At 59.3% G+C, this 11,605-nt stretch carries 12 protein-coding genes; 10 read left to right on the top strand and 2 right to left on the bottom strand.

What is annotated here, in order from left to right:
• The first annotated feature begins 104 nt into the window (after positions 1-104).
• Positions 105-389: an HU family DNA-binding protein gene (locus HUU46_20660; protein ID NUM56059.1), complete on the top strand. Its 285-nt coding sequence runs from the start codon at positions 105-107 to the stop codon at positions 387-389.
• Between the two features lie 293 nt (positions 390-682).
• Here HUU46_20660 and HUU46_20665 read toward each other — a convergent pair whose 3' ends face one another.
• Positions 683-1,888 carry a glycosyltransferase family 2 protein gene (locus HUU46_20665; protein NUM56060.1) on the bottom strand — a complete coding sequence of 402 codons (1,206 nt, stop codon included), beginning with the start codon at positions 1,886-1,888 and terminating at the stop codon, positions 683-685.
• A gap of 184 nt (positions 1,889-2,072) precedes the next feature.
• On the opposite strand from HUU46_20665, the gene HUU46_20670 reads away from it, so the two are divergent.
• From HUU46_20670 to HUU46_20710, 9 genes are all read left to right on the top strand, one after another.
• Positions 2,073-2,732: a DNA-3-methyladenine glycosylase 2 family protein gene (locus HUU46_20670; protein NUM56061.1), complete on the top strand. Its 660-nt coding sequence runs from the start codon at positions 2,073-2,075 to the stop codon at positions 2,730-2,732.
• Positions 2,729-3,730, top strand: coding sequence for a glycosyltransferase family 2 protein (locus HUU46_20675; protein ID NUM56062.1), 1,002 nt, complete (start codon positions 2,729-2,731; stop codon positions 3,728-3,730). Before HUU46_20670 ends, HUU46_20675 begins: the two co-directional genes overlap by 4 nt.
• 70 nt (positions 3,731-3,800) lie before the next feature.
• Entirely contained in the window at positions 3,801-4,253 is a 453-nt protein-coding gene (locus HUU46_20680; protein ID NUM56063.1) for a cytochrome c, read from the top strand.
• Between the two features lie 267 nt (positions 4,254-4,520).
• On the top strand, positions 4,521-4,892 hold the full coding sequence (locus HUU46_20685; protein ID NUM56064.1) for a PadR family transcriptional regulator: 372 nt from the start codon (positions 4,521-4,523) through the stop codon (positions 4,890-4,892).
• A gap of 52 nt (positions 4,893-4,944) precedes the next feature.
• Positions 4,945-6,150 (top strand): ankyrin repeat domain-containing protein, encoded by a 1,206-nt coding sequence (locus HUU46_20690; protein ID NUM56065.1) that lies wholly within the window; start codon positions 4,945-4,947, stop codon positions 6,148-6,150.
• Positions 6,151-6,197: 47 nt separating this feature from the next.
• Entirely contained in the window at positions 6,198-6,488 is a 291-nt protein-coding gene (locus HUU46_20695) for a type II toxin-antitoxin system RelE/ParE family toxin (protein ID NUM56066.1), read from the top strand.
• Positions 6,488-6,727: a type II toxin-antitoxin system Phd/YefM family antitoxin gene (locus HUU46_20700; protein ID NUM56067.1), complete on the top strand. Its 240-nt coding sequence runs from the start codon at positions 6,488-6,490 to the stop codon at positions 6,725-6,727. The genes HUU46_20695 and HUU46_20700 overlap by 1 nt, the downstream gene beginning before the upstream one ends.
• Positions 6,728-6,811: 84 nt before the next feature.
• Entirely contained in the window at positions 6,812-9,037 is a 2,226-nt protein-coding gene (locus tag HUU46_20705; GenBank protein ID NUM56068.1) for a molybdopterin-dependent oxidoreductase, read from the top strand.
• 406 nt (positions 9,038-9,443) lie between these two features.
• A complete protein-coding gene (locus HUU46_20710) occupies positions 9,444-10,214 on the top strand; it encodes a hypothetical protein (protein NUM56069.1) in 771 nt (256 codons plus the stop codon).
• A 155-nt stretch (positions 10,215-10,369) separates the two neighbouring features.
• On the opposite strand, the gene HUU46_20715 is transcribed toward HUU46_20710, so the two are convergent.
• A complete protein-coding gene (locus HUU46_20715) occupies positions 10,370-11,560 on the bottom strand; it encodes a M24 family metallopeptidase (protein NUM56070.1) in 1,191 nt (396 codons plus the stop codon).
• Positions 11,561-11,605 lie beyond the last annotated feature (45 nt).

The following is an 11,605-nucleotide window of genomic DNA, read 5'->3' on the forward strand; positions in this document are numbered from 1 at the left end:
CTGTGGCGAATCAACCCGTGGGCGACGCCTATCGCGCCGCCGGTTTTCACGAGATGTGAGGATGTGGGGAACTGGGAAAGAATACTCGAAGGAGGTAGATAAGAATGGCAGGCAAAAAAGCAATGACCAAGTCGCAGATCGTCGGCGCGCTCGCCGACAAGTCCGGTCTAAGCAAGAAAGACGTGGCCGGTCTGTTGGGCGAACTCACCGCGCTCGCGTACAAGGAAGCCAAAGTCGGATTCACAATTCCCGGCCTCGGCAAACTTGTCGTCGTAAACCGTAAGGCGCGCATGGGCCGCAACCCGGCCACCGGCGCCACGATCAAAATCCCTGCGAAGCGCGTGCTCAAGTTCCGCATCGCCAAGCAGGCCAAAGACTCGATCAAGTAACCGTCGCGCATTCGAATCTAATCGGCCGGCCCGATAGCATCAACGGGCCGGCCGATACGTTTCTCCAACACGAATTGCTTTTTGATTCCTGCCCGCTGTCCTTTGGGTCGCTTCGGCCCCTTTTCGTCCTTTAGCTCTCGTTCCCAACTTTCCAGTCCAGCTCAACGCACTCTTGCTCTCGTTCCCAACTTTCCAGTTGGGAACGCGCTCCAACGGCGGCTCGCTCGCGAACGCCGTTCGAAAAGCTCCGCTTTGACTCACACCGCGACTATCCCGCGTCCCATCTCCCCGCGCTACTTCTCCCGCTGCTCGCGTTCCACCTCCGCGATCCGCTTCGTGCGTTCCCACGCCTCCTGCTTCCTTCCCGTCACCAGCCGCAAATAGAACGGAATCTTCCAAAACAAAAACAACGGCACCGCGAGCAATCCCATCCACACTTCCCGCGGCGCGTTTCGTTGGCGCAATCCGGCCACGACGTAGACGCCCGTCGCCGCCAGACACAACGCAAAAGCGACAACCCACTGCCAACCGGCAAACATGGCGGCCACCACGCACGCGAGTTCCAGGAACACCAGCAGCGACAACGGCGGCACGCACAATTCCAGCAGCATATCGATGTACCGCCACCGCGGCGATCGCGCAAACGCCCTCAACAGCAACGGCGCGTATGTGATGACCGTTTGAAGTCGCCCGCTCTCCCACCGGCGGCGTTGCGGTTCCGCCTGCGCCGTCGTCGTCGGCATCTCGGAAATAACCGCCGCGTCCGGATTGAAGTAGACGAGAATTCCGTCGATCAACAATCGAATCGAGAATTCGATGTCTTCTACAATCGAATACGCGGGCCAGCCATACGACAACAGCACGTCCGAACGGAACGCCATGCCGCACCCCTTGATGTCCGCCGTGCCGCCCCAATAACTTCGCCCCGCGGGGCGCAAACCATTGATCAGGGCAAACCCCGCCCACGTCAGCGCCGTGCGCCACCCCGCATCGGGATTCGAAACACCATTCCACGCCTGCACGACCCTTACGTCGGGATGCGACAGACTCGCCGACACCTCCGCGAGAAATCTCGAATTGACCGTGGCATCCGCGTCGACCAGCATGATCGCGTCATATCCGCGAAATGCATCGGCGTGCGACTTCAAACACCAGTCCAGCGCCTGGCCCTTCCCGCGCAGGACTTTGTCCGTTCGCTCGAACACCGTCGCGCCCGACTTGCGCGCGCGCTTCGCCGTCGCGTCCGTGCAGTTGTCGGCAATCACGAACACATCGAACCGGTCGGACGCGTAGTCGGACGCAAGCAGTTGTGCAACCGTATTCTCGATTTGCAGCTCTTCGTTGTGCGCCGGACACAGCACCGCAATACGAAGCGGTGGCGCAGTCGCGTCTACCTTCTTACTCCACAGGTACGATCCAATCGTAAGCAGCAACAAATACGCCGAGATTACACCCAGATACAGCGCGGCCACGGCCAACGCAACAGTCAATACGGTCAACAAAGCAACCTCCACACGTTCAGCGCGCAAGTGTACAAGAACTGATGACCGAGACCAAGCGAGAATAAACTGAGCGCCGCGTTTCAGACTCCATCGCGTCCACATACTCCAAAAACGTATCGCAGATGATCTTCGACTACGATTGCGATTACGATTGCTGGCACGAACACGAGCAGGAACAGGAATGGCAACCCAATCCAATCAGTCGGAAATCGCTAACGCGTTGCGAGTGGGGGAGAGGCACCTTTCTCGCCGCGATCCGTTTCTCCGCGGTGTGATCCGCCGCAACGGGCCCTGCGCGTTGCGTCCCCACCGGGGGTACTACGAAATCCTCGTGCGCGCGATAATCTCGCAGCAGCTCAGCGGCAAGGCGGCCGAGACCATCATCAACCGGTTCCGCGCGGTTTACGGCCCGAACGGCTTTCCGAGGCCCGATCGGATTCTCGCCACACCCGACGCCGTCCTGCGCGCCACAGGCATGTCGAACGGAAAAGTAACTTTCGTGAAAGACCTCGCCGCAAGGTTGCAGGACGGGTCGCTCAAGCTGAACCGTCTCTCCCGCATGGGCGACGACGAGATTGTCGCCATGCTCACGGAAGTCAAGGGCATCGGCGTGTGGACCGCGCACATGTTCCTCATGTTCTCGCTGTGCCGGCTCGACGTACTGCCCGTCGGCGACCTCGGAATCCGCAACGCCTTCCAAAGGCACTATGGCCTTAGCGGCACGCCCACCGCAGCCCAAATGGAGTCCGTCGCCGAACGGAACGGCTGGCGTCCCTACCGCACAATTGCCTCGTGGTACCTCTGGCGCGCACTCGAAGACGAAAGCCTGAAAACAAAATGACCGACGACTCGCCCGACTTGTCGTTCGTCGTCATTGGCTATAACGAAGGCGCACACATTCGCGCGTGCCTGGAATCTGTACGCGCGATTCGCCTGCCCGGCGCGCGTTACGAAATCCTTTACGTAGACGGCGGCTCGCAAGACAACAGCCTCACCGAAGCGCGCAGCGTCCCCGGCGTTCGCGTCCTCGGTGGAGACAAGCGACGCCGCGCCGCGGAAAACCGGAACCTCGGCGCAGCGCACGCACGCGGCAAGTACATCCAATTTATCGACGGCGACATGTACCTCGATCCCGAATGGCCCGCGCTCGCCATGGCATTCCTCGATCTGCGCCCGGACGTCGCCGTGGTATCCGGCGCGCTCGAGGAGGCCAACACGTCTTTCTTCTTTCGCGTGCTCCAAATCGATTGGAACCCGCGCGAAGGCGAAGTGGACACCTGCGGCGGCGCGGCCATGTATCGTCGCGACGTGTTCGAGAAGGCCGGCCGCTTCCCCGAAGACGTCAGCACCGGCGAAGAGCCGCTCCTGTGCTGGCGTATCCGCAACGAGACCGCTCACAAAGTCTGGTATCTCGCCAAGCGCATGGCCAAACACGATCTCGGCTTCCGCGGCCTTGGCGACTACTGGAAACGCTGCACCACTACCGGCCGCGCCTACATCGAGATCGCATCCCGCTGCTGGAACACCAGTGATCCCTTCTGGAAACCCAACGTCCTCCGAAACTTCGCGTGGGCGGGCGCGTACCTCATTCTTCTCGCCACGCTCATAGTCGCACCGCTTTGGCTGAAGATAGGTCTTATAGGACTTATAGGACTTATTCTGATTCGCCTCACGATAAGAACCTGGCGCAAAGGCCACTCGCTTCCCATCGCCGTCGGCTACGCCGTCCACTGCTACGCCGCGAAAATTCCCCTCGCCTGGGGCCAGCTAAAGTGGTTCCTCCTGATCCAAAATCCAAAATCCAAAATCCAAAATTCCCCGCCGCCTCCCTCAATTTGACGATGGATTTATCCTGGGGTTACTCTCTCCCCTTTGGTTTTTACCCGAATTACCCATGGAGGCTGTATCAATGAAGTGGTTTGCGTTTGTCTGCATGTGCGCGCTCCTCGCGCTTGGCCTTGTTTCCACGCAGTGGGTCTTCGCGCAGGACGCGCCGCCTACCGCGCCGGTCATGAAGACGGATCGCCTTATGAAAGTGTTCTCCGATCCAATCATGGAGACTTTAAAGGGCGCCATTAAGGAAGCTCCCACCACGCCCAAAGGCTGGCGCGTGATACAAGACCAAGGCGAAGCCACCGCCGAAGTCGCCATCCTCACCATGCTGCGCGAAGGCGAACACGAAAACACTCCCGAATGGGATCCCATGGCCGACGCCATGAAGAAGGCCGGTCTCGCATTGGCGGATGCCGCCGCGAAGAAAGACTTCGCCGACGTTCAGACCAAGACTACGGCCCTCATCAAGACCTGCAACGACTGCCACCAGAAATTCGAACCCGACACCGCGCCGGAGATTCTTCCGTAACGGCGGCATCCCAACGACATCACATCTCTCCACGGGGCGGCTTAAAGGCCGCCCTTTTTGTTTAAGGCGACTCCACCCCCAATCTCACATCGACGGCTCCCTTTCTCTATTGCATCCTTTCTGCGCGGTTTGACATTTTTTCGCTACCGACGCGCGGGGTACCAATCCAGCGCCCTATCTGTTTCCCCAGGTCTTCGACAGCTATATTGCAAAGCTATATAGCTTATGATAAGCTATAGCGCGAAGCAGACGAAGTGTATCCGTCTCATGAATGATCCAGACACGTTCAACATCGACAACTGGAGCACCCAGCTCCGAAAAGGACTCGTCGAGTTCTGCATTCTTAACATGCTTTCCCAGCAAGAGTTATACGGTTATGACCTCGTAAAGCGTCTTACCGCGCAGCCCGGACTTGCCATTGCCGACGGCTCTGTCTATCCCTTGCTCTCACGCATGCGCAAAGTCGGGCTGGTCGTCACGCGCCTCGAAGAATCCCCCAATGGCCCGGCCCGGAAGTACTACGCCCTGACCCCGGAAGGACGCCGCTGCTGGGCAATGATGAACGCCCACTGGGACGAACTGGCCAGAGGAATCGAATCGCTCCGCGGAAACGGAACCCAGCCGGGAGCTGGACCGTAAAGCACGGCGCAAATCTCTCAGACAAGTTACAGCGAAACAGGAGTGACCGGAAATGAAAACTTGGACCGACGAAGCCAAAGCGTACACTGATCGCTACCTTCGCCAAGTAAGGGTGCTCCTCGAAGGCGGCGGTGCGGACGCGCACGAAGTGGTCGAAGACCTCCAGCGGCATATCCACGAACAGGCGCAGAACGCTCCCCAAGTCGTCATCACGATCGACGACGCCAAGCGCGTGGTCGCGGGCATGGGCTCGCCCGAGGAAGTCGCCTTCTCGTGGCGACAACTGGGAGCAGATGCGGGCAGGGACCCTTGGGTTGAACCGACAACCCCCGTGCCAATTCCGCAATCCAATCGTAACGTTGCTGTCTGGAAGATTCTCGCGACGGCGATTCTGGCGGCAATCATCGCATTTCCTGTGGCGCTGTTCGTCGGGTACTTCGCGTGGAACCGAACGCAAACCGTGGCCATTCCGGCAAAAGAAACGCCGGTAGACCATAAGACCGCGCTTCACGCCGCGTCGGCTGGCGGACACCTGGAAGAAGTCACCAGGCTGCTTGCGGCCGGCGCGGACCCCAATGCGCGCGACAGCGGCGGCATGACCCCGCTGCATTACGCGGCGCAAAACGGGCACAACGGCACGGCGCAAACGCTGATGCAACATGGCGCCGACTCAACCATTCGCGACTTGGCCGGCAAAACGCCCGCGGATCTCGCGAGAGAGCAACGGCACGAAGAAACGCTTGCTGTCATCACCGGCGAGCCGGCGGAGAAACTCCAACCCGGCATGTACACGAAGGAGTTTATCGCGTCGCACGACGTAGCGTATTTCATCAATCGCATCGGCAACCCCGAAGCGGGGTATCACGATTTTGCCGGCATGTGGGCGGTCATCCTAAAAGCGAACGAAGCCACCTCCACCGCGCGCGACAAAATTATCGCCGACGCGCTGAACATCGCTGCCGACATCTCGCGCCCCTTCGCGCAACGCTACCAATGCGTCTATATCGCCAGCCAGTTCGGCGACCCGCGCGTCGTTCCGAATCTCGCGCAACTACTCTACCGTGACGCTGACCCCAAACTTCGCGGTGTTGTCGCCTGCGCCCTGGGCCAAATTGGCGGACCACAAGCGAAAGAAGTGCTTCAATACGCCCAACAAAACGAACCCGATCAAGAAGCCCAATCCTGGATCGCCCGCGCCCTCGCCGGCGAATTCAAACAACCAAAGCTTCCCGAATACGGATTGGGACCGCGCCGATAGAATCTCCCCTTGATCACCCTCTCGAATCTGGCTAGAATATAGCTAGAATGAAGTACGAGATCATTCTCGCCTCGGAGGCAGTCGACGATCTCCGACGGTTGCCCGCAAATATCCGGTCTGCTGTGAAGGACGGCATCGAGCGGCACTTGCGGTACGCACCGTCGCGAGTTAGTAAGAGCCGAATCAAACGCCTGGAAGGGATTTCCAAGCCACAGTTTCGGCTTCGGATCGACGACGTTCGAGTGTTTTACGATATTGAAGGATACCGGGTGCACGTACTCGCTATCCTCGCCAAGCCGGATGCACAACGCTGGCTCGCCGAGATGGGAGAACCTTGATGAAGAAAGTAGCGCTATCCGAAGTGAAAGACGATTTGTCGAAATTCCTGCGCTTGGCCGAGAAGGAAAAAATCGTCATTACGCGACATGGGAAGCCGGCGGGGGTACTTATAGGATTCGCTTCCGAAGACGATTGGTTCGACTATCGGCTCGAAAACGATCCCCGATTTCTCACCCGAATCGACGCGGCGAGAAGGAGCGTGCGCGAGGGCCGGGGTGTGCCGCTTGAGGACCTTTAATCCGGTGGTTTCGAAGGGCGATGGCAAGTCCACGCACCCTTCGGTATACTGAGTCCACTCCAGACATGATCGGCGAGGTGCCTCATGCCGTCACATCTCCGCATTTGTCCTCTGTGCGAAGCGACCTGCGGGTTGCAGATTGATACCGAGGGCCGTCGTGTCACGCGCATCGAAGGTGACGCCGCGGATGCATTCAGCGAAGGCTATATCTGCCCGAAAGGCGCGGCGCTCGCCGAACTCGATGCAGACCCGGACCGGCTGCGTTCGCCGCGGATTCGCGACGGCAACGTCTTTCGCGAAGCGACGTGGGACGAAGCGTTCGCCCATATCGATGAACGTCTCACAAACATTCGCGAACAGCACGGCTCAGATAGCGTGGGCATCTATCTCGGAAACCCCATCGTCCACAATATCGCCCTCACGGCCTATCTCCCCGCGTTAGTGAAAGCGCTCGGAACTCGCAACGTCTTTTCCGCAAGCACCGTCGATCAGTTTCCGAAGCAATTGGCCTCCGCGCTGATGTTCGGCACGGGCCTGAGCGTGCCGATTCCCGACATCGATCGCACGCACTACATGCTCATCCTCGGCGCAAACCCGCTCGTGTCCAACGGCAGCATGATGACCGCGCCAAACTTCCCGGGACGTCTCCGCCGCCTTCGCCAGCGCGGTGGCAAAGTTGTCGTCATCGATCCGCGCCGCACGAAGACCGCCGAAGCCGCCGACGAACACCACTTCATTCGCCCCGGCACGGACGCGTACTTCTTGTTCGCGATCGTGCACACGCTGTTCGAAGATGGATTAATCAATCCGGACCGGCTGGATCAATGGACAACGGGCATTGACGAAGTCCGCCATGTCGCGATGGCGTTCACGCCGGAACGTGTCGCTCCGCGCTGTGGTATTGACGCAGACACCATTCGCCGCATCGCGCGCGAAATCGCGAAAGCGCCCAGCGCAACCGTCTACGCCCGCATCGGCACCTGCACGCAAGAATTCGGAACGATCGCCAACTGGTTGCCGGACGTCATTCATATCATCACCGGCAACCTCGATCGCGCGGGCGGGGCGATGTTCCCCAAGGCCGCCATCGGCCCCGGTAATACGAAAGGCACGCCTGGAGTCGGCCGCGGCGCGAAAGTCGGACGCTGGAAAAGCCGCGTGCGCGGCGCAAACGAAATCTTCGGCGAATTGCCCGTCGCCTGTCTCGCGGAAGAAATCGAAACGCCCGGCGACGGTCAAATCCGCGCCCTCATCACCGTCGCGGGCAATCCAGTCCTGAGTACGCCGAACGGTGCGCGCCTCGCCAAGGCGCTGGATTCGCTCGAGTTCATGATTAGCCTCGACGTCTACCTCAACGAAACGACGCGCCACGCCAACGTCATTCTGCCGGGACCGTCACCGCTCGAGGTTTCGCACTACGACCTCGCGTTTGGCCAACTCGCCGTACGCAACGCCGCGCGCTATTCGCCGCCGGTGTTTCCAATCCCGGACGGCCAACCCGAAGAGTGGGACACGATACTCCGCCTGGTTGGCGTCGTCAGCGGGATGGGCGCCAATGCCGACACGAAACTCCTCGACGACATGGTGCTCATGACGTTGATTCAGCGCGAAGTGGGGGAGAGCACTTCGAACATCAGCGGTCGCGACACAGACGAAATTCTCGCCGCGCTCAGTGCGCGGCGCGGTCCCGATCGCCTGCTTGATTTTATGTTGCGCACAGGCCCATACGGCGAGGGCTTCGGCGCGAATCCGAACGGGCTCACGCTCGATCGCGTCGCTGCGAACCCGCATGGACTCGACCTCGGCCCGCTCGAACCGCGCATCCCCGAGGTGCTGCGCACCAAGTCCGGCAAAATTGAACTCGCGCCGGACGTCATCATCGCGGATATCGCGCGCCTCGAACAGAGGCTGACCGACGACACGAACGGCTTCGTGCTCATCGGCCGGCGCGAAGTGCGATCGAACAATTCGTGGATGCACAACTTGCCGATGCTCGTCTCGGGCAAACCGCGCTGCACGCTCCAAATGCATCCTGACGACGCCCGCGACCTCCAACTCACAAACGGCGCGCAAGCAAACGTAAGGTCCCGCGCCGGCGAAATCCGCATCCCCATCGAAATCACCGACGCCATCATGCCCGGCACCGTCAGCGCCCCCCACGGCTGGGGCCACAACGCCGACGGCGCAGCAATGGCTGTCGCAAGCGGTCACGCCGGCGTAAACAGCAACCTACTAAGCGACGAGATGTGCCTCGATGTCCCCTCCGGCACCGCAGTACTCTGCGGAATTCCGGTAACGATCGAGCGCTAAAGGAGCACGGGCGTCCCGCCCGTGATTAATGCGGGTATCGTATAAAATTGACTACACTTGCTGAAATGAAAGCCGCCGTAGACTCCCTGTCACGCGAAGGCAAACAAGAATTGCTTCGATTCCTCGTTAAGCAATTGTGCGATACCGGCACCCCTCTTCCACCGCCACGCGAGTTCACACGCGGGCAAATCAATGCATGGATCGCTGAGGATAAGAGAGGTATGAAGCGGCTACGAATGAAATAACTCTATTAAGCAATCGGTATGGACTGCGGGAAGCCCCCCAACTGCTACCGAGCCGCGGAATTCAGACTGTCGGATGCGGATGGGCGTGTGGTCCATGCTACTATCGCACAGTCGAAAGCACTCGGGCGGCTGGTCCTATGATAAAGAGGGGAGGAAGCACGATGATCGACGACAAGCATCCCCTTGACGAGGCTGCCGAGCAAATGCAGGCCGCCGCCGAGAAACCTGTGGCAGACCTGGCGCCTTCTCCGGACTACTGGGAATTTAAGACGGCGGAGGACGACTCGGTGGGGACCTTTCCTCAGGCAGAGCCCGTGGTAGAAGCCAAGCGCGGGCAGCCGGGTCACCAATCGTGTGTCGATAGCTTCGGATTTCCTGACCTGCCTGATGGGCTTCCCGCGCAGAAACTCAAAAGGCCGGCAAAATGGACCGACGCGCTTTCCTTATACGTCTGGAGAGACGGGTATCTACTGAACGAAGCGGCGCTCCAAGTCTTCCGGCAGGTCAACCTGGGCAATTATCGCGAGTATCCCACGACCGTAACCGGCGGCAAGCATGACGAACGGGCATACACCTTGGTCTACGTGGACAATTCCATCCCACCCGAGGCTCTCGATTTCGAGCGCTCGGAGTTTTACGTGCAGGACATGATCTCTATACCGATTGCACCAATCGAAATCGATTCTTATGAGGAGTGGCTGGCGGCGACTAAACAGGCGAGGAATGGCGAACTGGAGGGAGGGGAAAAGTTTAGTCGCATAGGCTACAAACGGCTCTATTTCCGGCAGGGACAAAGCCCGAACGTCGATCTATTCCACCTCGGTCGTTTGGGCATCCGAAAGTACATCTCGTCCAGATTTCGAAGGGCTATTAACGAATCCGGGATTTCGGGATTGCTGATCAAACCCAACCGGCGGTTATTCAATAGCTGATAGGACTATCGGGAGTGCGGCGGCGGACAGACGCCGCTTTGGCTTTTCGTCGTCATAAGCCTGTGTCTCAATTCGACAATTCCGTTATTGTATGCACTCGCGTTGCGCGTGTTCCATATTTCCTATACGTCTCATTCTTCCCATCATTCCCATTTTCACGAAACAATCCCCGACTTCACCACATCCGTCGCACGCCCCATCACCACCCCCAAATCAACCTGCGCCAACGAAGGCGTAGCCGAAACAATCTCTTTCTTCCCATTTGCCGTCAAGATAAACGTGTCCTCGCTCTTCACGCCCACCGCCGAAGGGTTCCACGCAAATGCCATCCCAAACTCTGTGCCGATACCCGACACCTCGTACACCTTCCTGCGCCAAGCATCATCCAAAATCAAAAACTTCTCACCGGGACTTCCCTTGCACGTGCGGCCCGCATAACCCGTCGCGCCGCCCTGATGGTGGTTGTGCCACTCGTTCTCCGGGAACCCAAACTCCTTGTACGCGCGCTGGCACGCCGAAAACACGTCGCCCAACGTCGCGCCCGTCCGCGTCGCTTCCTGCATCGCAGCGTCTACCGCGCAAACGCGGTTGTAGGCGTCCGGCACGAACAGCGGAATATCGCCGACGCGTTTGAACCTTGTCATCGACACGACCAACCCCTCGCGCAGGAAGCACCCAACGACCATTACGTACCCGCGCAACACGCGCTCCTTCAACGGCCCATCGAGCAGCGGCCCCTGCGTGGGAATCGGATGCCGGTACTTCGTGATTCGCTCGTCCGCGGCGACGAGAAACACCGGCACCTGGCAACGCCGTTTGAATCCCTCCGCGACGAGTTGCGCCGCGATGTCCGCCTCGCTCATACCCGCCTCAATGCCATCAAGAGTCGTGGTCATCGACTCCGCCGCGAGCTTGCCCAGCACGCGGTACTTCTCCAACTCCGCCGGTGTCAGCAATGCGCGCAACATCGCGAGTTTGCCGTTTACGTTTTCGCCCAGCGAACCGTCGTCGCTCACGATCTTCCCGCTGAATTCCTTCTTCACGACATTCGTGGGCGAATCGTCAAACCATAGAAAGTTCTTAATCCCGCACTCGAGCCCCGCGAGTTCCTCGTCCATCACGCGACCCTGCTCAATCGTGTTGCCGACGTAATACGCGTCGCCGCCTTTCGTCACATACAGCGAATTCGCGCCCAAATCTCCCGCCGTCCACACCCAGTTGCGCTTTCCACCCGTCGCCATCGCAAAATTGTCCGCGCGCGAGATCAGAATGCCATCGAACTTATTGGCGACGAGGAAAGCCTGTACGAGCGCTATTCGCGTACGGAAAAGATCAATGTAAGTCATGCATTCCCCTTGTCTACAAGACTCGACGATTTTATTCCACTATCG

It is taken from the genome of Candidatus Hydrogenedentota bacterium (assembly GCA_013359265.1).
Classification (GTDB): Bacteria; Hydrogenedentota; Hydrogenedentia; order Hydrogenedentales; family SLHB01; genus JABWCD01.